The following is a 20,011-nucleotide window of genomic DNA, read 5'->3' as shown; positions in this document are numbered from 1 at the left end:
CATGAAGTACTTCGTCGCCTCCGGCGAGGACCGCCGGCTCACCGCCGACTCGCGGCCGGCCCTGCGCGGCAGCTTTATCGAGCTGTCCGACGGTGTCACGCACTACGAACTGAAGGGCCCCGAGGACGGGGATGTGGTCGTGATGGTGGGCGGACTGACCATCCCGCTGTTCTACTGGGACGGCCTCGTCGGCGAGCTGCACGCCCGCGGGCTGCGGACTCTGACCTTCAGCGCGTACGGCCGCGGCTACTCGGACCGGGTGCGGGCGCGGTACGACGAGAGGCTGTTCGCGCGGCAGTTGGCCGAGCTGACGGACCGGCTCGGCCTGACGACGCGGCCACTGCACCTCGTCGGCACCTCCATGGGCGCGCTCGTCGCCATGACCTACGCCGCCCAGTACCGCTCGCTGGTGTCCACCCTCACCATCGTCGGACCCGCCGGTCTCGCGAACCCGCGGGCGACCTCCCCCCACCGGCTGCTGCGCAGCGATCTGCTGGCGGGCGTCGTCGCCCGGCGGCGCGGCCACCGGATCCTCCAGGGGCACCTCGGGCACAACGTCCGAGACCCCGAGCTCGGCGCGAAGCTGACGGACATGGTCCTCGACGCCTTCCGCTTCGAGGGTTCGCTCTACGCGGTCTTCGACACGCTGCAGCATCTGCCGCTCTCCGGTCGCGACGACCTCTTCCGGCAGACGGGTGGGCTGGGCATTCCCACGCTGCTCCTGTGGGGCGACGAGGACAACGTCACGCCACTGACCCACTTCGACGCGGCGCGCACCCTGCTGAAGCCCCAGCACCACCACGTCGTTCCTGAATGTGGCCATATGGCCCCGTTCGAATGCCCTCGTCACGTCGCAGACCAGATCGTCCCGTTCGTGGCCGCACGCACCGAAAGGCTCGAGTCGTGAGCAACCCGCACGTCATCGACGTACTGGTCGTCGGTGCGGGCCCTTCGGGTTCCGCCGTGGCGATCGACCTCGTACGCCGGGGACTCGACGTACGGATCGTCGACAGGTCTCCCCATGCCTTCGACGGCTCCCGCGCCAAGGGGGTCCAGCCCCGCAGCCTGGAAGTCCTCGAAGACCTCGGTGTCCTGAACGACGTGCTGGCCGGTGGCAGCACCTACCCCAAGCTCGGGATCCATGCGGGCCCCCTCACCGTGCCCTGGAAGATGTTCACCCACAGGGAGGCGACGCCAGACGTCCCGTACCCGAACACCTGGCTGATCCCTCAGTTCCGCACGGACCGCGCACTGCACGCCCGGATCAACCAGCTCGGCCCTGAGATCGGGTTCGGCAGGGAACTGACCGAACTGACGCAGGACGAGGACACGGTGGTCGCCAAGGTGGCGGGCGCGGGCGGCGTTGAGGAGATCGTCGCCCGGTACGTCGTGGGCGCTGACGGCGGTTCCAGTGCGGTGCGCAAGCAACTCGGCATCGGTTTCGTCGGGACGACGGACGAGAGCGATCGGATGCTCATCGTCGATGCCTCGGTGACCGGTCTGGCCCGTGACCGGTGGCACATGTGGCCCGGCCGGGGCGGCAGGTTCATCGGTGCCTGCCCGCTCCCGCACAGCGACATGTTCCAGTGGATGATCCGCCTCACACCGGAAGAGGAACCGCCTTCGCAGAAGGACGACATCGTCCGGCGGATCCACTCCCACACCCGCGACCGGCGCATTCAGCTGCACGACATCCACTGGACGTCGGTGTTCCGGCCCAACATCCGCCTGGCCCAGAGTTATGGCCGCGGGCGTGTCTTCCTCGTCGGTGACGCCGCGCACGTCCACACCCCGGCCGGCGCCCAGGGCCTGAACACCGGCATACAGGACGGCTACAACCTCGGCTGGAAGCTCGCGCAGGTCCTCGCCGGGGCGGACGAGACGCTGCTGGACAGCTACGAGGCCGAGCGGCAGCCGATCGCCGCCGGAGTCCTGGGCCTGTCCACGGAGAAGTGGGGCGGCATCGCCAAGCTCGACCCGTCGAGCATGAAGCGGGGCACGGACGAGCAGCAGCTGGCCCTGACCTACTACGGCGGCCCGCTCGCCCCCGCCGACGGCATGCGTACCACGACACTGCGCGTGGGTGACCGCGCCCCGGACGCCGAGCTGCTCAGCGCCGACGGGACCTGGACCCGGCTGTTCGACGCCTTCCGCGGGCCGGAATTCACCGCCATCGCCTACGGCCCGGGTGCCGCCCGCGACCTCGAAGAGCTCGCGTGGCCGACGACGGGCGCCCAGCTGAAGCGGCTCACCGTCCAACCGGCCGCCGCCGACGGCCAAACCCTCACCGACTTGAAGCACACACTGCGGCGTGCCTACGGCCTGACCGGCGACACGCTGCTGCTGATCCGTCCCGACGGCTACATCGGGCACATCGCCACTTCCGACTTCCTCACCACCACACAAACCGCCGTACGGGCGATGACGCCGCAGGCAGGGAGCCGCCCCATGTCCCAGCAGAGCCACACCTCCTCCGGTTCTGGGGGCACGGCATGAGCCGCGTACTGCTGCGCGGAGCGCGAGTCATCACGATGACTCCGGACCGGCCCGACGCCGAGCACGCCGACATCCTCGTCGACGGCGAGCGCATCGCCGCCGTCGACGAGAACATCGAGGCGCCCGACGCCGAAGTCGTCGACTTCTCCGGCCGCATCGTCATCCCGGGTCTGGTCAACGCCCACCTGCACACCTGGCAGACCGCGCTGCGCTCGGTGGGCGCCGACTGGACGCTGATGCAGTACCTCACCCATCTCCACGGCGAGTGCGTCGGGCACTACACCCCGGCCGACATGCACATCAGCAATCTCGCCGGCGCACTGAACCAGCTCAACTGCGGTACGACCACCCTCGGCGACTGGTGCCACAACGTCCTGTCGCCCGAACACGCCGACGCGGCCGTCGAGGGCCTGGCCCACACCGGGATCCGCGCCGTGTTCCTGCACGGCACTCCCTACCGGTCGCCGGACATCCCCCACCCGCTCGCCGAGATCGACCGGCTGCTCGACGGGCCCGTCCGCGACCACGCCCTCCTCACCCTGGGCATGGCAGTCCAGGGCCCGCAGTACTCCTCCCCCGAGGCCGCGGTGGCCGATTTCCAAGCCGGCGCGGAACGCGGTCTCGTCGTCTCGATGCACCAGAGCGGCGGGGAACCCGCACCCGGCTGGGAGGCCGTGCGCGCCGCCGGGCTGTTCAGCCCTCTGACCAACATCGTGCACGGAGTCGGCCTGCCCGACGACTGGCTCAAGACGCTCGTCGAGGCGGGTGTCACCTTCACCTCCACCCCCGAGAACGAACTGGGCCAGGGGCACGGCACACCCGTCACCGGGTCACTGCTGCACCTGGGCGCCGCGCCCTCGCTGGGCACCGACATCGACACCGCCGTACCCGGCAAGCTCCTCACCGCCGCCCGGATCGCCCTGGCCCACCAGCGCAGCCTGGACCATGCCCGTCACCTGCAGACGACCGGAATGCACGCCGACACACCCTCGGTCACTGCCAAACAGGCACTGGCCTGGGCCACGGTCGAGGGGGCGAAGGCACTGGGCCTGGCCGACCAGGTGGGCCGGATCGAGGTGGGCATGCAGGCCGACCTGGTCGCCGTCGACGCCCGGGCACTGAACCTGTGGCCGGCGCACGACCCGGTCGCCACGGTCCTGCACGCCGACATCGCGAACATCGAAGCCGTAATGGTCGCCGGCACCTGGCGCAAACGCGATCACGCCCTGCTCGCATCCCGGCTCGACGAGGTCAAGGACCAGCTCCGAGAGTCCGGAGAGCGGCTGCTGCGCACCATGCACGGGGCCGCGGGCTCCCCCGCCTGACCCAAAGCGAGGCGGCCTCGAAGCCATGAACCACGCGCCGACGAGCACAACACCCCGTGCTCGTCGGCGCGACGGCCGCCCATCCTCACATCCGCGCACCGCAGCCCCACTTCCACAGCAGAAGGTGACGTCAGCAGTCCCATGTCGGCCGCCCCAGGAACGCCCCGCGACGCTCTGCACCAGGAGCAGATCATCCAGGCCGCCATCGCCCTCTTGGACGAGGGCGGCATCGAGAGCCTGAGCATGCGTAGGCTCGGCAGTCGCCTCGGCATCACCGCGGCGGCACTTTACTGGCACGTCAGGAGCAGACACGATCTGCTCCTACTGGCCGCTGACACCGTATGGGGACAGCCACCGCTCCCCGTTCTCGACGACATCGAATGGCGTCCGACCCTCCGGGGCATGGTCGACGACCTGCGTTCGATGCTTCTCCGGCATCCCTGGCTCCTGGCCGCCATGACCATCCAGCCTCTCGACGGCCCGGCCAGGGACCGTCATGAAGAACACCTCCGCGCGGTCTGCGAGACGGCCGGCCTCAGCAGGCGGGATGCCGAGCAAGCCGCCGGGAGCCTGGTCACATTCGCGATCGGCGCCGCCCTCGCGGCCACCCCTGGCCCGTGCGAGTCCTTCGGACTGCAGTCGATCCTCGATGGCATCGAAGCCAGCACCCGGTAGCAGTGCGGCTCCCCGAGTCCGTGCTGCCTGCCAAGCCGAAGTGGACCAGGTCGAGGACGGTGTCGGAGGGCCGGGAGCGGGATCTGCCCGAAGGAGCGGTCCGTGTCCAGAGCTCGCCCCAGTGATCACGTCGCTCGGTCAGGCCTCGTCGCGCAGGCGGGCAAGCCCGCTGAGAAGAAGTTCGAGGCCGAAGGAGAACTCGTCCTCGATCGGAACCGGCATCACCCCGGCCACGGTCACGGTGGCCGGGAACAGGTCCGGGTCCAGGCTCTGAAAGACGGCCATCGACTGTGCGTCGTCGGCTTGTCCTGCGCCGCCCTGCCTGTTGACCTGCACGGCGAATCCGAGGACGTAGCGGGCCAGAGTCGCGTACGCGTACGCGGCCACGCGCGGCGGGAAACCACTGTCGAGCAGCACCGCGACACAGCGCTCCCGCAATGCCATGGCGTTCGGTCCCAGGGGGAACTGTTCGACCAGCAGGCGCGCCGCGTTACGGTGCCGGGCCAAGGCGTCGAACATGGTGTGCGCGACCGTCCGCAACGCCTGCTCCCAGCCCATCGTGAGGAGTTCCTCGCCGTTCGGCTCCACGATGCCGAACATGCGGTCCACGACATGGGCGACCAATGCCGCCCGGTTGTCGAAGTGCCGGTACAGCGTCGCCGTGCCCGAGCCCAGACGCTGGGCGAGCGTCCGCATCGACAGAGCGTCGGCGCCCTCCTCGTCCACGATCTGCAGTGCGGTCGCGACGATGCGCTCCAACGGCACCGGCGGCCGCCCTGGAGACCGCCGAGCCGATGCCTTCGTGTCTGCTCGCGCAGGACCAGTTTCTGCCACGGAACGTCCGACCTCCTTGAGCAGCACCGTAACAGCAACACCGTAGCCGATATAGAGATCCCCGATAGAACAGGGCCAGTTCCATCAGGACCCCTTCTCCAGCGTCGGCGCACCGTAGTAGTCGGCTCCGTACTCACCGTTGCCGGGTCACGAACCCGTCGGTCCCCGCCGACGCGGTGGCGGTGTCGTAGATGCCCCGGTCGGGCAGCGTGACCTGGGGCGGCACGGCGGTAGCCGCCCTGCCGACGCAGGCACCGGGCAGCGCGACGGTTCCGGCGGTCGGCGCGGCGGCGGATCCGGACGGTGCGGCGTGGCGCCGGTCAGCCGACCGGGCTGAACGTCCACAGCAGGTTGGTGCTCTGCACCCACGTCCACTGCTTGGCCACGGCTCCTGCGGCGACCAAGCCGCCGCCGTCGAGGACCAGTCCCGTGGCGCGGTTGGCGATCGAGTACTGGCCCTGGCCGCGGTGGATGATCTGCCACTGCTGGTTGTTACTGCCGTCCCAGGCCCTCTGCCGGACCGGGTCGCCGTTGCTGGTGGTTCCCCAGCCGTCGGCGACCAGGCCGTTGGTTCGGTTGACGAGTCTGTAGTACCCGTTGCCGAGTTCGATCGCCTGCCACTGGAGGTTGTTGTGGTCTATCGGCTCCCACTGCTTCAAGCTCGAGCCGCTGGTGAAATTGCCGCCGCTGTCCAGCGCCAAGTGGTTCGTGACGTTGGTCAGGCGGTAGTACTTGTCGGGCCTGAACGTCACCTTCAGTGATCTGATCGCGTCATTGTTGCCGGTCACCCGAAGGTCGGGGGTGTTCGAGGTGAACGTCCAGGCGGTGCCGGTGAAGTTGTCGCCGGAGTAGCCCGTCACCTGGTAACCGTCCGGAACCAGGATGGAGGAGGCCATGCCGGGGCCCAGGCCGGCGGCGGTGAGCTGCGAGGAGGTGTAGCTGCCCAAGGGAAGGACGGCGCGGGCGCCTTCGTAGGTGACGTTCGCGCTCACCGTCGCGGAAACGCGTACGGGCATGCCCTGGACCTCGACGCACACCACGGAGACGTCGGCGTTCGGCGCGGTGGTCGGCACGGTGACGTTGATCTGGTCGGTGACGGTGTACGGGAGCGAGACCGAGGGGTTGTTCAGCAGGTAGACGCGGCTGATCGTGTTGTCGATCGCCGGGATCCGCAGCTGGCCGTTCGTGGGCCAGGCGAAGACGTGGGCGAACAGCTTGCCGTTCTTCTTGGTGACCTTGCCCCAGGAGGGTTCGGTGGCGAACGGGCTGCCGCTGGTGCCGTGAATGCTGTCGCTGTGCGTCGACATCCATGCGGCCAGCCCGTTGAGGACGGTCTGGGATCCGGCGGTGACCGAGCCATCACCCTTGGGGCCGATGTTCAACAGGAGGTTGCCGTCCCGGGAGACCACCGTGACGAGTTCCTGGACGACGTCCTTCACGGATCTGTAGGAGTTCTCACTCCCCGCGTTGTAACCCCAGGCGCCGTTCATGGTGGTGCACCGCTCCCACGGCCGGCTCATCGGCGCGGACGGGATCCCGAACTCCGCGACCGCGTAGTCGCCGAGACCGTGGTCCCGCTTGACCCTCTCGTTGACGATGAGGCCGGGCTTGCGGGCGATCAGCCAGTTGTAGAGGTCGACGCCGTCGGATTCCAGCCACCAGTCCTCCAGGGTGGGGCTGGAAGGGTCGCCGAACCAGTCGCCGTCGAACCACAGCAGCGCCGGGTCGTAGCGGTCCAGCAGCTCCTGCAGCTGGGCCTTCATGTCGGCGATGTAGGCGGTGCGGGCGGCCTGCGAGGACATCGTGGTGAGACCGCCCTGGTGGCGGTCGGTCTGGGAAGGGTGGTTCCAGTCGAGGATCGAGTAGTACAGGCAGAACTTGACCCCGCGGCTCTCGCACTCCCGCTTGAGGTCCATGAGCAGGTCGGTCTGGATGCCGTTGTAGTCGCGCAGGTTGTACTGCTTGGTGCCGGTGGTGTCGGTGAAGCCCGCGACGTCGGAGTCCCACATCGCGTAGCCCTCATGATGCTTGGCGGTGATCACGAGGTACTTCATGCCGGCGTTCTTGGCCAGTTCGGCGATGGTGGCGGCGTTGAACCGGGTCGGATTGAAGTTCTTGGTGACCTGGTTCTGGTAGTTCTCCTTGCTCCACTGCTGACCGTCGAACGCCCACTCACCCTGCCGGAGCTGCGAGTAGGAGCCGAAGTGGATGAACATCCCGAACCTGGCCTGGTACCACCAGTCCATCTTCGAGGGGACGGCGTACGCCTCGGCGGTGGAAGGCCACAGGACCTGCGGCAGCCCGAAGGCCGCCACTCCCCCGGCAAGGGCGGCGGCCTTTATCAGTGAACGTCTGCTGAGAGAGGCAGAGGACATGGTGCGGCTCCATGGGTCAGGGGGAGGGATGGCAGGGCGCTGGAAGCCGAGACATCGGATGGATTTATAGGAGAACGACGGCGGCTGCGTCTATAGTTGAGGCGAAATTGACGCAAAGAGCCAAGAAACAGGGGCACTTGAAGAAGTGTTGAACCCGGAGGTTCACTCACCCGTCGAGTGAAGCGTCATACATCGGATGTCTTGAAGGGTTCCGCCTTGCTATCCCCGATCCGCCCCACCACGGGAGTCGGCAGGCCACCACCACATCACCCTTCACGAGCGGGCATGGTGGTCCGACGCATAGCCGCGCCCCGAACTATGTTGCCCCACCACATGTGCCCCTGACCTGCGCGTTCCTACGGTGTGCGCACATACCCGTCCCCACCGCACACGAGGAAGTGGCGCACATGGCCTCCGCAACCACCGCTCCCCCGCCCCCGGGCAATCTCAAGCGCATCGTCGCCGCCAGCCTCATCGGCACCACCATCGAGTGGTACGACTTCTTCCTCTACGGCTCCGCCGCCGCGCTCGTGTTCAACAAGCTGTTCTTCCCGGACTCGGACCCGCTCGTCGGGACCCTGCTGTCCTTCCTGACGTACGCGGTCGGATTCGCCGCCCGGCCGCTGGGCGCGCTGGTGTTCGGGCACTACGGTGACCGGCTCGGGCGCAAGAAGCTGCTGGTGCTGAGTCTGCTGCTGATGGGCGGGGCGACCTTCGCGATCGGGCTGCTGCCGACGCACGCCTCCATCGGCACGGCCGCGCCGGTGCTGCTCACCGTGCTCCGGCTGGTCCAGGGCTTCGCGCTCGGCGGGGAGTGGGGCGGTGCCGTCCTGCTGGTGTCGGAACACGGGGACGCCCGGCGGCGGGGGTTCTGGGCGTCGTGGCCGCAGACCGGCGCGCCGGCGGGGCAGCTGCTGGCCACCGGGGTGCTGTCCCTGCTCACGGCGCTGCTGTCGGACGCCGCGTTCGGCAGCTGGGGCTGGCGGGTGCCGTTCCTGCTGTCCGGGGTGCTGGTGATCATCGGTTTGTGGATTCGTCTGTCTGTCGATGAATCGCCGGTCTTCCAGGAGGCGTTGGCGCAGGCCGAGGCCCGCAAGGCGGACCACGCCGCCGAGGCCGAGAAGCTGCCGCTCGTCTCCGTGCTGCGGCACCACTGGCGTGACGTCCTGGTCGCGATGGGCGCGCGCATGGCGGAGAACATCAGCTACTACGTCATCACGGCGTTCATCCTCGTCTATGCCACCACCTCGGCCGGTGTCTCGAAGCAGACCGCGCTCAACGCCGTGCTGATCGCCTCGGCCGTGCACTTCGTGGTCATCCCGGCGTGGGGCGCGCTGTCCGACCGCATCGGGCGCCGGCCCGTGTACCTGATCGGTGCGGTCGGGGTCGGGCTGTGGATGTTCCCGTTCTTCTCGCTGATCGACACCGGCGGCTTCGGCAGTCTGCTCCTCGCCGTCACCGTCGGACTGGTGCTGCACGGGGCGATGTACGCGCCGCAGGCCGCGTTCTTCTCCGAGATGTTCGCGACGCGGATGCGCTACTCCGGTGCCTCGATCGGCGCCCAGTTCGCCTCGGTCGCGGCGGGCGCCCCCGCGCCGCTGATCGCCACCGCGTTGCTGTCCGACTACGGCAGCTCCACGCCGATCGCGCTCTACGTCATCGCCGCCGCGGTGCTCACGGTCGTCGCGGTGGCGGCGGCCGAGGAGACCCGTCACCGGGATCTGGCCGATGTGACTGATCCCGCCGCGTCGGGGACCGAACGGACGGACAGCCCTGTGGAGGACGCCCGCACGGTCTGACCCCGGCAACCGTCCTCACCGGCCCCCGTACGCCCCGTGCGTACGGGGGTCAGTGCGGTGCGGCCTCCGACAACCGGTGCAGTCGCAGGGCGAGTTGGATCTCCAGGGCGCGGTCCGGTCGCTGCCAGTCGTCACCGAGGAGACGGCCGACGCGCTCCAGGCGCTGGGCGACCGTGTTCACATGGACGTGCAGGTCGTCCTTGGTGCGCGCGGGGCTCATCCCGCACGCGAAGTACGCGTCGAGGGTGCGCAGCAGTTCGGTGCCGCGTCGCCGGTCGTAGGCGATGACCTGGCCGATGGTGCGGTCGACGAAACCGGGGATGTCGCGGTCGCCGGCCAGGAGCAGTCCCAGGAAGCCGAAGTCCTCGGCGGCGGCCCCGTCTCCGCGACGGCCGAGGACGCGCAGGGCTTCCAGGCAGCGCCGGGCCTCCGCGTAGGCCGTGGCCACGGTCTCGGGACGGGTGACGAGGTCATCGGCGGGTGCGGAGGCGCCGACCGTGACCGGTGCGTGGACGGCTGTGCCCAGCTGCCGGGCGGCGCGGCGGGCGAGGCCGGTCGCGGTGTCGCCGGGGGCGAGGGGGAGCAGCAGGACGGTGCCCCCGTCGCGCGCGGCCGCCAGGCCGTGCCGGGTGGCCGCCAGGTGGGACGCCGCCGCTGCCAGGCGTCTGCGGGCGTCCGCCTCCTGCTCGGCGTCGGCCGCACCGCCCTCCAGCCGGGCCGCCAGCACCACATGGAGGGCGTCGAGGTCGGCGTGCAGCCGGGCCGCGCGCTCCCGCAGCAGGCGCGGGTCGCGGTCGCGGGCGTCGAGCAGGTCGTCCAGCAGCTCACCGCGCACCCGCTGTTCGGCCTCGGCGGCGGATCTGCGGGCCAGGAGCAGCAGGGAGGTGACCATGGCGGCCCGCTCCAGGGTGCGCTGGTCGACCGGGTCGAGCCCCGGATGCCCGCGCAGCACCAGTGCGCCGAGCAGTTCGCCGCCCGCGGCGACGGCGGCGATCCAGTCCTGCTCGTGCAGCACGGCGTGCCCTTCGGCGCCGGACTTCCGCAGGGGCTCGGCCGGTGCGGCCCAGGCCTCGGCGAACTCGACGGTGCCGTCGAGGATCTCGGAGACCGCGGCGGCCACGTCGTGCACGCCGCCGCCGCGCAGGACGAGTTCGGCGAGCCGGTCGTGCACCGAGGAGGCACGTTCGATGACGCCGCTGCGGTCCCGGATGATCTCGTTGGCCCGCTCCAGGCCGGCGAGGGCGGAGCGGGTCTCGGCGAGCAGGTTGGCGGTGTCGATGGCGGCAGCGGCGAGGGCGGCGAACGAGCCGAGCAGGGCGATCTGCTCCCGTTCGAAGACGCGGGCGCGGCGGTCCGCGGCGAACAGCACGCCGATGACGTGGTGCCCGAGGGTCAGCGGCACGCCGAGGATCGCCACCAGTCCCTCGTCCCGCACGCCCGCGTCGATGGTCAGCGTGTGCTGGAACCGGTCGTCCTTGAAGTAGTCGTCGGTGACGTAGGGGCGCGCGGTCTGGGCGACCAGGCCGCCGAGGCCCTCCCCCATCCCGAGCCTCAGCTGCTGGAACCGGGCCGCGACCGAGCCCTCGGTGACCCGCATGTAGGTGTCGCCGCGCTCCGTGTCGTGCAGGCTGAGGTAGGCGACGTCGGTGCCCAGCAGCGAGCGGGCGCGCTGCACGATCGCCTGGAGGACGGCGTCGAGATCGCGCAGCCCGGCGAGGTCGTGGGCGGTCGCGAACAGGGCGGACAGCTCGGCCTCGCGCCGGCGTCGCCCCTCCAGCTCGGCGCGGACGCGCAGGGCGAGCGGCTTGGCCCGCCGGAGCGCGGCGATCCACTCCGCCGGGCGCCCTTCGGCGCGCGCGAGCAGCTCGGGCTGCTCATAGGCGTCGGCCGACGCGCCCCGGGCCAGGAGCTCGAGGAACGGCATCTCGGCGGACTGCGCATGATCGCTGGACATGCTCACAGGATTCACCATGACCGGCCCGTCCCGTCAGCCCTGTGGACAACTCCCGCGGCCGACGGGGCCGGCTGCTCAGTGGGCGGTCCAGCCACCGTCGAGCACCAGCGAGGTCCCGGTCACGAAGGAGGCCTGGGGACCGCACAGGTACGCCACGGCCTCGGCGACCTCCTCCGGCTCGATGAGCCGTTTCACGGCGCTGTCCTGGAGCAGTACCTCGGACAGGACGCGCTCCTGCGGGATGCCGTGTGCCTGCGCCTGGTCGGCGAGTTGCTTCTCGACCAGGGGGGTGCGCACATAGGCGGGGTTCACACAGTTCGAGGTGACTCCGTGGGGCGCGCCTTCGAGGGCGGCGGTCTTGGACAGTCCCTCCAAGCCGTGTTTGGCGGCCACGTAGGCCGACTTGTAGGCCGAGGCGCGCAGCCCGTGGACGGACGACACGTTGACGATGCGGCCCCATCCCTGTCCGTACATGTGGGGCAGGGCCCCGCGGATGAGCCGGAACGGCGCCTCCAGCATCACGGTGAGCACCGTGTGGAACACCTCGGGCGGGAACTCCTCGAGGGGACGGACCAGTTGGATCCCGGCGTTGTTGACGAGGACGTCGGTGCCCGCGGCGGCGTGTTCGGCGGCGTCCAGGTCGGTGAGGTCGAGGACGTGCGGCTCCACCGTGCCGGCGAGGCCTCGCCCCTGGCCGGCCAGTTCCTCCAGGCCCGCGGCGTCCCGGTCGACGGCTCTCACCTTGGCCCCGGCGGCAGCGAGCCGCAGCGCGCAGGCCCGGCCGATGCCGCCGGCGGCGCCGGTGACGAGCGCGGTGCGTCCGCCCAGGTCGAGCGGACAGGCGTGGGGGGCCAGGAGGGCACGGGGCGCGGTCATGGTTCGACCCTAGGCAGCGCCCCTGCCCCACCCCATGTGGTCTGGCCCCATAGTTCAGTCAGAAGCAGTGGGGGCGAACCATGTGGGGTCGTCCGACAGGGCCTGCTTGATCCGGAGCAGCCCGAACTCGTTCAGTTCGGGCAGGGCGTCGACGTCGAACCAGGCCACGTCCAGCGACTCGTCGTCGTTGACCCGTGCCTCACCGCCGACGGCCCGGCAGCGGAAGGTGATGTCCATGTACTGGCAGGTGTCGCCGTTCTCATAGGTGACGGGCTCCAGGGCCTGGACGACGACGACCCGCTCGGCGACACAGCGTACGGCCGTCTCCTCGTAGACCTCCCGCACCGCACAGGCCGCCGGCTGCTCCCCCGGGTCCGGGATGCCGCCGATCACGGACCACTTGCGGGTGTCGGCGCGGCGGTTGAGCAGCACTCTGCCCTCGTCGTCGAAGACGAGGGCGGTGACCCCGGGGAGCCAGAGCAGCTGATGACCGGCGGTGGCACGCAGGGTGCGGATGAAGTCGGGAGTAGCCATGCCGTCGACCCTAAAGGGCCGGTCGCGGCGGCACGGCGCCCTTCGGTCGGCGGACGACGGGCGTACGGCTACGCGTCACCGGCGCGTCGCCCGCGCAGCCCGGCGCCGACGGCCCAGCCGAGTCCGCCGGCCGCGACCAGCACGAGGGCGATCTCCGGCAGGATGCCGAGCCGGGTGGCGGGGGTCTGCGAGGACCGCAGCGGCACCTTCTGCACCAGTGAGTCGGCCACGAACATGCCGGTCCTCTGCGTGATCCTGCCGTCCGGCATGATGATCGCGCTGACCCCGCTGGTGACCGGCACGGTCACGGTCCGGCTGTGCTCGACCGCGCGCACCCGGGACATGGCGAGCTGCTGGTAGGTCATCTCGCTGCGGTCGAAGGTGGCGTTGTTGCTGGGCACGGAGATCAGCTGGGCGCCGTCCGTGACCTCGGAGCGCACGGTCCAGTCGAAAGCGGCCTCGTAGCAGGTGACGAGGCCGACCTTGGCGCCGTCCATGGTGAACACGCCCGGTTCGGTGCCCCGGCTGAAGTCCTGGCGGACCATCGCCGTCCAGTTCTCGTTGATCGCGCCGATGAGCGAGCGCAGCGGCAGGTACTCGCCGAACGGCTGGATCTGCCGCTTGTCATAGGTGTCGACGGGGCCCTTGGCCGGGTCCCACAGGATCTGCTCGTTGTAGAGCTTGCCGTTCCGCTCGACGACACCGCCGACCGAGAGGGGCGCGCCGATGGATTTGGCCGCGGCGTCGATGACGGCCCGGGCGTCGGGGTTGGCGAACGGGTCGATGTCGGAGGAGTTCTCCGGCCACAGCACGAAGTCGGGTCGCGCGACCTTGCCGGCCTTGACCTCGGCGGCCAGACGCTCGGTCTCGCGCGCGTGGTAGTCGAGTACCGCCCGCCGCTGGGAGTTGAAGTCGAGGCCGGCGCGGGGCACGTTGCCCTGGATCACCGCCACGGTGGCGGTGCCGTTCTCGGCCGTGTCGCTGACCAGCGGCCGGGCCGCGACGGCGCCCACGACCGGGACGGCCAGGCTCAGCAGGCCCACGGCCGCCGCGGTGCGCCGCACCTCACCGGTCCGCCGCCGTTCCACGGCCAGCCGGACCACCTCGTACAGTCCGAAGCCGCACAGGACCACAGCGAAGCCGAGCACCGGGGTGCCGCCCACCGCGGCGAGCGGCAGGAACACCCCGTCCGCCTGCCCGAAGGCGACCTTGCCCCAGGGGAAGCCGTGGAAGGGCACGCGCGCGCGTGCCGCCTCGCCGGCGATCCACACCGCGGCGGCCCACACCGGCGCGCCGGGCAGCTTCGACACGGCCGCGACACCCACGCCGACCAGGGCCACGAAGAGCGCCTCGATCGCCACCAGGGCGAGCCAGGGCCCCGGCCCCACCTCCACTCCGGTCCACACCAGCAGCGGCAGCAGGAACCCGAGGCCGAAGAGGTAGCCCAGGCCCAGGGCCGCCTTCCAGCCGCGGCCGCGCAGCACCCAGCCGAAGCCGGCGAAGGCGGGCAGGGCCAGCCACCACAGCGTGCGGGGCGGGAAGGAGACGTAGAGGAGCAGGCCGGAGAGGGTGGCTGCGGCGGCCGGGAGGAGACGCACGAGCCGCCGGACCCACGTCCGCGCTCCGGGCGCGATTCGCTGTTCCAGCTGGTCCGACTCGCCGACGGAGGTTGCGGTGACGGTCACTCCCGGAGTCTAAGGCGCGTGACCAGGGAGCCGACAGCGCGGTCCGCACGGCGGGCTCCCTGTTCATTTCGTCACGACACATCCCCAAACCCTTCACCAGCCGTTACGGTGTGCCAAGCCTCAGTCGTACGGGCCCGTCGCGGCCCGGACCGGCCGGGGTCTTCACAGGTCAGGGCGAGTGGGGCGCCGGGGGCGAGGGGCGGGGCGGGGTGGGTTCCAGTGGGATGGCGTCTGCGTCCGGGGCGGACGCCTACGGCGAGAGACGAATCGTTTCTGACGCGGCCGGTGTCGTGGTGCTGGGGGCCTGCGCCGGCTGGTCCCTGATCACGGCGGCCGTGCACGACGGCAGGCCCGAGGGGGTGCTGCTCGCGGTGCTGGCCGTGGCCGCCGGCTACGCCGCCGGGCGGATCAGCGGGGCGCTGCTGCCGGTCGGCGCGCCCCTGGCCGGGGCGCTGGCCGGCGTCGCGCTGGCCGTGGCCGTTCCGCATCTCGCCCCGGGCCCGCAGATCGCCGCGCCCCTGGGGCACGCCGGGGCCACCGCCGCCGTGCTGACGCTGTCGGCCGGTGCCGCCTGCTGCGCGGCCTGGGCCGCCCCGGTCAAGGCTGTCCGCCTCGCCCTGCGCCTGCTGGCCGCCGCGGTCGCGGTGCTGGCGGCCGTGCTCGGCTCGACCAGCGGGCTCGTGACCTGTCTCGCGGTGCTGGGGTGCTCGCTGGCCGCCGGCCGCACCGGTCGTCGCGGCGCCGGGATGGCCGTGCTGGCGGCCGTGACCGTCCTGGCGACCGGTGTGGTCTGGCTGGTCGCCGCGCGGGCCGTGCCGAGCGGTTTCGTGGCCGCGCTGGAGGGGCGCCTGACACCGCACCGCGTCGAGCTGTGGCAGGACGCCTGGCACCTGGCGGGCCAGGACGCCGCCCTCGGGGCGGGCCCGGGTCGTTTCGGGGAGCTGAGCGCGACGTCCGCCGAGTCCTTGCTGTCCGACGGCAAGCCGCACTCGGCGCCCCTGCAACAGGCGGCCGAGCAGGGCGTCGTCGGCGTGCTCCTGCTGGCGGCGGCCTTCGGCTGGGTGCTGTACGCCCTGTGGCGCGGCCCGCGTCCGACCCCGGTGGCGCTCACGGCGGGCGCTGCCCTGACCGCGCTCGCCGCCATCGCCGCGATCGGCAACGCGCTGAGCTTCACCGCGGTGTCGGTGGGAGCGGGCCTGCTGGCGGGCATGGCCACGGCCCGCCCCCTCGAACCGTCGGGCCGTACTCCGGAGACACAGGCACGCGGAGCGGGACGCGCCGCCGCGTGGTGAGCGGTCGGGTTCCGCGTGGTGACCGGTCCGGGGTTCCGCGTGGTGCGCCGGTGGGCACCGTTCCCGCAACGGCCGGCGATCACACTCGGTGATCACCGTCTCGATCACAAGCGGTGACGAGAACGCGGTGGCTCAGTGCGTGGGAGCGCCCGGCTTGGTGGGCCGCAGCCGGGCCTCGATCACCCGTACGGCAGCCTCCGCGTCGTCCACGGTGATCGTGAAGGTGTGACCGTCCCACAGCTCCAGCTCGACGCCCTCGCCGCGCCGGACGACGACCGCGGTGCCCCTCTCGGGCCGCCAGCGGTAACCCCAGCCGCCCCAGTGGCGGGGCGTGACGTGCGAGATGTAGGTGGCACCGGCCACATGGGAGAGCGGGATACGGCGGCGGGGCACGCCGATGTGACCGCAGCGCACTTCGAGGTGCTCCTCGTCGACCCGCAGGGCTACGTGCACGAAGGCGAGAGTTCCGAAGAGCACCAGCAGACCGGCTGCGATGCACCCGACGACCGCCATGACGAGCGGGGCGATGCCGGACTTCCACGCCGAGTCGACGGCCAGCTCGATGCCGAGCGCCATGCAGGCGGCACCCACGAGCGCCAGCAGCCACTGCACCCGGTTCGTGGCACGGCCGGTCCAGACGTCCGAGTGCGAGTGGGGGGCGTTCTCGCCGTGGCGGTGGTCCCTCATGTCTTTGAGGGTACTCAGATTTCGCTCCGCGGGTACCTGGTGGCGGAGCGTGACTGCGCCGGGCGGGCGGCGTGCCCGCACCTGCCGCCGACGACCGTCGGTGACGACGTCCGGGTCAGCCGGCCGGCGTGACCGCCTGAAGCAGGCGTCCCTCGTCGTAGGCCAGCGCGGCGGCGGGCAGCGCGCCCTCGCGTCCGCTGAGCAGCACGGTGAGCGTGCCGTGCGGGGTGGCTCCCGGCGCGGGCTGCTCGCCGAGCCGGCGCAGCGCCTGGGCGGCCACGGCACCCGCGGAACCGTGCAGGACCAGGGGCGGGCGGCCGGGGCGCTGGACGGCGGTCCGGATGCGCTCGGCGACCAGCTCGTAGTGGGTGCAGCCCAGGACGACGGTGGTCACCTCGTCCGGCGTGAGGGCCGCGGCCGCGGCGACGGCCGCGTCGATCGCCGTCTCGTCCGCGTGCTCCACGGCTTCGGCGAGGCCCCAGCACGGCACCTCGGTGACCGGCACGCCGTCGGCGAAGTCCCGGATCAGGCCCTGCTGGTAGGGGCTTCCCGTGGTGGCCGGGGTGGCCCAGATGGCGAGGTGCCCGCCGCCGGCCGCGGCCGGCTTGATCGCCGGGACGGTGCCGACGACCGGGAGCCCGGGTTCGAGGCGGGCACGCAGAGAGCTCAGCGCGTGCACGGTCGCGGTGTTGCAGCCGACGATCAGCGCGTCGGGGCGGCGCGCGGCGGCGGCTTCGGCGACGGCCAGGGCACGCCGGGTCAGGTCCTGCGGGGTGCGCGGGCCCCACGGCATGCCGTCGGGGTCCAGGGAGAGCACGAGATCGGCGTCGGGGCGCAGCCGCCGTACCGCGGCGGTGGCCGCCAGCAGACCGATTCCGGAGTCCATGAGCGCGATCTTCACCCGATCACGATAGACGATGAGCCGTATCGGGCAGCTCCCGTGGGGCAGACTGCGCGCGTGAGCGCCGTTGTGTGGACCGCCGCTGGATCACTGCTCGCCTGGCTGTGGCTGCTGCTCTGCCAGGGCTTCTTCTGGCGCACCGATGTGCGGCTGCCCGTGCGCGGGCAGCCGCGGGTGTGGCCGTCCGTGTGCGTCGTCGTCCCGGCCCGCGACGAGGCGGCCGTGCTGCCCGCCGCGCTGCCGTCGCTGCTCGCCCAGGACTATCCGGGGCGGGCGGAGATCTTCCTCGTCGACGACGGCAGTACGGACGGCACCGGTGAGCTGGCTCGGGAGCTGGCGCGCCGGCACGGCGGGCTGCCGCTGACGGTGGACTCACCGGGTGAGCCCCCGGCGGGCTGGACCGGCAAGCTGTGGGCGGTGCGCCACGGCATCGGGCTGGCACGCGCGCGTGATCCCGAGTACCTCCTGCTGACGGACGCCGACATCGCGCACGCCCCGGACAGCCTGCGCGAGCTGGTGGCGGCGGCCCGGTCCGGTGGGTTCGACGCCGTCTCCCAGATGGCCCGGCTGCGGGTGGAGAGCGTGTGGGAGCGGCTCGTCGTGCCGGCGTTCGTCTACTTCTTCGCGCAGCTCTACCCCTTCCGCCGGATCGCTGGGAAAGGGCGGACGGCGGCGGCCGCCGGGGGCTGTGTGCTGCTGCGGGCGGAGACCGCCGAGCGGGTCCGGATCCCGGACGCGATCCGGCACGCCGTGATCGACGACGTGGCCCTCGCCCGGGCCGTCAAACGCGGTGGTGGCCGTGTCTGGCTGGGGCTCGCGGAGCGGGTGGACAGCGTGCGGCCGTATCCGCGGCTGCACGATCTGTGGCGCATGGTCTCGCGCAGCGCGTACGCCCAGCTGCGGTACAGCCCTGCGCTGCTCGCCGGGACCGTCGCCGGGCTGGTGCTGGTGTATCTGCTCCCGCCGGTGGCGCTCCTGTCCGGCCTCGTCACCGGCCGCACGGCGGCGGCGGTCCTCGGCGGGACGGCGTGGCTGGTCATGGCGGGGACGTACGTGCCGATGCTCCGCTACTGCCGGCAGCCGCTGTGGCTCGCACCCCTGCTGCCGTTCACCGCGTTCCTCTACCTGCTCATGACGGTCGACTCGGCGGTGCAGCACTACCGGGGGCGCGGTGCGGCGTGGAAGGGCCGCACCTACGCCCGTCCGAAGGCCGTGCCCGACGAAGGCTGACGACGGCCGCGAGGGGTCACTTCCGGCCGGGGGTCCAGTTCATGCCCCAGCCGTAGGCGTGGTCGACGGTCCGCTGCGGACTCACCCCGCGGTCGGGTACCAGGTAGCGCGCTTCCCGCTGGACGACCAGGTCGCCGCCGGTGTTGGTGATCAGGGCCAGCGCGCACACGAGCGAGGGGACCGTGCACTCGTCGAGGGAGAATTCGATCGGCGCCCCGTACTGCGGCTGGAGCGTCACCGACGCGTGCAGGTCGGCGAACGATCGGGCGCCTTCGTAGATGGTGACGAAGACGAGGATCCGCCGGAAGGCGTTCTTGTGGTCGAGGTTGACGGTGAGGTTCTCACCCGTGGACACGGCGCCGGTGCGGTCGTCGCCGTCGAGGTGGATGTAGGGCGGCCGGTGCAGCGCCCCGAAGCTGTTGCCGAGGGCCTGGACGACGCCTTTGCTGCCGTCGCTGAGTTCGTACAGCGCGCACAGGTCGAGGTCGAGGTCGGAGTGCATCGCGGTCGGGCGTCCGAACTTGCCGCTCCAGCCCGAGAACTGTTTGCGCACCTCCCAGTTGAGGTTCACGTGCAGCGTTCCGGAAGTGCCGCCCTGCTTCGTGAGCGAGACGGAAGGGGCCGACTTGGTGAGCGTCACCTTGGTCAGGCGGACGGGGGCCGGCGGCGCGGCGGGCGGGGCCGCGGGCCGCGGCGTCGGCGGGGGCGTGTGCGCGGCGGGCGGTGCGGCCGCGGGAGGGATGGGGGCCATGGCCGGGGCCGGTGCGGACGGCTGCCGCTGCGGCTCGTCGACCGTGATGCCGTAGTCGGTGGCCAGTCCTTCGAGGCCGCTGCTGTAGCCCTGTCCGACGGCGCGGAACTTCCAGGCGCCCTGGCGGCGGTAGAACTCGCCGAGCACGAAGGCGGTTTCGGTGGTGGCGCCCGGGTTGTCGAAGCGGGCCACCGGCGTGCCCTGGGCGGCGTCCTGGACCTCGATGTACAGCTCGGGGACCCGCCCGAACGGGCCGCCGTCGGAGGAGGCGGCCAGGACGACCGTCTCGATCGCGGGCTCCACGCGCGCGAGGTCGACGAGGAGCGTGTCGGTGACCCGGCCTCCGGCGTCGCGCTTGCCCTCGTGCCGGATCGCGCCGGAGGAGTGCGCGGGCTGGTTGTAGAAGACGAAGTCGGCGTCCGAGCGGACCTTGCCGCTCACCAACAGCAAAGCGGAGGCGTCGGCGTCGGGCACTCCGGGTCCGGTGCGCCATCCCAATTCCACCCGCAGTGCCGCGGTGGGCACCGGAGTATTTGAACCTTTCAGCATTTGCATGTGAGCCCCCATTGCGTGTCACGGTCCGGCCTGCCCCGGCCG

16 protein-coding genes are annotated in these 20,011 nt (G+C 71.4%); 7 read left to right on the top strand and 9 right to left on the bottom strand.

What is annotated here, in order from left to right; genetic code table 11:
• Position 1: 1 nt before the first annotated feature.
• From AB0I06_RS07900 to AB0I06_RS07885, 4 genes are all read left to right on the top strand, one after another.
• Positions 2–907 (top strand): alpha/beta hydrolase, encoded by a 906-nt coding sequence (locus AB0I06_RS07900; protein ID WP_363117888.1) that lies wholly within the window; start codon positions 2–4, stop codon positions 905–907.
• Positions 904–2,496, top strand: coding sequence for an FAD-dependent oxidoreductase (locus AB0I06_RS07895; RefSeq protein ID WP_363117887.1), 1,593 nt, complete (start codon positions 904–906; stop codon positions 2,494–2,496). The genes AB0I06_RS07900 and AB0I06_RS07895 overlap by 4 nt, the downstream gene beginning before the upstream one ends.
• Positions 2,493–3,821 (top strand): amidohydrolase family protein, encoded by a 1,329-nt coding sequence (locus AB0I06_RS07890; RefSeq protein WP_363117886.1) that lies wholly within the window; start codon positions 2,493–2,495, stop codon positions 3,819–3,821. Before AB0I06_RS07895 ends, AB0I06_RS07890 begins: the two co-directional genes overlap by 4 nt.
• A 141-nt stretch (positions 3,822–3,962) precedes the next feature.
• Entirely contained in the window at positions 3,963–4,496 is a 534-nt protein-coding gene (locus AB0I06_RS07885) for a TetR/AcrR family transcriptional regulator C-terminal domain-containing protein (RefSeq protein ID WP_363117885.1), read from the top strand.
• A 138-nt stretch (positions 4,497–4,634) separates the two neighbouring features.
• Here the strand turns inward: AB0I06_RS07885 and AB0I06_RS07880 are convergent, their stop codons facing one another.
• Together AB0I06_RS07880 and AB0I06_RS07875 are read right to left on the bottom strand one after the other, a co-directional pair.
• Positions 4,635–5,261 carry a TetR/AcrR family transcriptional regulator gene (locus AB0I06_RS07880; RefSeq protein ID WP_363117884.1) on the bottom strand — a complete coding sequence of 209 codons (627 nt, stop codon included), beginning with the start codon at positions 5,259–5,261 and terminating at the stop codon, positions 4,635–4,637.
• 389 nt (positions 5,262–5,650) lie between these two features.
• Positions 5,651–7,705 (bottom strand): alpha-L-fucosidase, encoded by a 2,055-nt coding sequence (locus AB0I06_RS07875; protein ID WP_363117883.1) that lies wholly within the window; start codon positions 7,703–7,705, stop codon positions 5,651–5,653.
• Positions 7,706–8,112: 407 nt separating this feature from the next.
• On the opposite strand from AB0I06_RS07875, the gene AB0I06_RS07870 reads away from it, so the two are divergent.
• Entirely contained in the window at positions 8,113–9,504 is a 1,392-nt protein-coding gene (locus AB0I06_RS07870; RefSeq protein ID WP_363117882.1) for an MFS transporter, read from the top strand.
• Between the two features lie 49 nt (positions 9,505–9,553).
• Here AB0I06_RS07870 and AB0I06_RS07865 read toward each other — a convergent pair whose 3' ends face one another.
• From AB0I06_RS07865 to lnt, 4 genes are all read right to left on the bottom strand, one after another.
• Positions 9,554–11,458 carry a GAF domain-containing protein gene (locus AB0I06_RS07865; protein WP_363117881.1) on the bottom strand — a complete coding sequence of 635 codons (1,905 nt, stop codon included), beginning with the start codon at positions 11,456–11,458 and terminating at the stop codon, positions 9,554–9,556.
• A gap of 75 nt (positions 11,459–11,533) precedes the next feature.
• Positions 11,534–12,334 (bottom strand): 3-hydroxybutyrate dehydrogenase, encoded by an 801-nt coding sequence (locus AB0I06_RS07860; RefSeq protein WP_363117880.1) that lies wholly within the window; start codon positions 12,332–12,334, stop codon positions 11,534–11,536.
• Between the two features lie 54 nt (positions 12,335–12,388).
• On the bottom strand, positions 12,389–12,868 hold the full coding sequence (locus AB0I06_RS07855) for an NUDIX domain-containing protein (protein ID WP_363117879.1): 480 nt from the start codon (positions 12,866–12,868) through the stop codon (positions 12,389–12,391).
• A 68-nt stretch (positions 12,869–12,936) separates the two neighbouring features.
• Positions 12,937–14,553, bottom strand: coding sequence for an apolipoprotein N-acyltransferase (gene lnt / locus AB0I06_RS07850; protein ID WP_363117878.1), 1,617 nt, complete (start codon positions 14,551–14,553; stop codon positions 12,937–12,939).
• 224 nt (positions 14,554–14,777) lie between these two features.
• On the opposite strand from lnt, the gene AB0I06_RS07845 reads away from it, so the two are divergent.
• Positions 14,778–15,845 (top strand): O-antigen ligase family protein, encoded by a 1,068-nt coding sequence (locus AB0I06_RS07845; protein WP_363117877.1) that lies wholly within the window; start codon positions 14,778–14,780, stop codon positions 15,843–15,845.
• Positions 15,846–15,977: 132 nt separating this feature from the next.
• On the opposite strand, the gene AB0I06_RS07840 is transcribed toward AB0I06_RS07845, so the two are convergent.
• Entirely contained in the window at positions 15,978–16,532 is a 555-nt protein-coding gene (locus AB0I06_RS07840) for a hypothetical protein (RefSeq protein ID WP_363117876.1), read from the bottom strand.
• Positions 16,533–16,647: 115 nt separating this feature from the next.
• The gene (locus AB0I06_RS07835; protein WP_363117875.1) at positions 16,648–17,433 is read right to left on the bottom strand and encodes an aspartate/glutamate racemase family protein; all 786 of its coding nucleotides are present in this window, start codon (positions 17,431–17,433) and stop codon (positions 16,648–16,650) included.
• A 39-nt stretch (positions 17,434–17,472) separates the two neighbouring features.
• Between AB0I06_RS07835 and AB0I06_RS07830 the strand changes: the two genes are divergently transcribed.
• Entirely contained in the window at positions 17,473–18,663 is a 1,191-nt protein-coding gene (locus AB0I06_RS07830) for a glycosyltransferase (protein ID WP_363117874.1), read from the top strand.
• 16 nt (positions 18,664–18,679) lie between these two features.
• Here the strand turns inward: AB0I06_RS07830 and AB0I06_RS07825 are convergent, their stop codons facing one another.
• Positions 18,680–19,963, bottom strand: a complete 1,284-nt coding sequence (locus AB0I06_RS07825) for a TerD family protein (RefSeq protein ID WP_363117873.1) — start codon at positions 19,961–19,963, stop codon at positions 18,680–18,682.
• Positions 19,964–20,011: the final 48 nt, after the last annotated feature.

Origin of the sequence: Streptomyces sp. NPDC050674 (assembly GCF_040654575.1) — a bacterium.
Taxonomy (GTDB): Bacteria; Actinomycetota; Actinomycetes; order Streptomycetales; family Streptomycetaceae; genus Streptomyces.
This window is presented reverse-complemented; position numbering and strand designations above follow the sequence as displayed.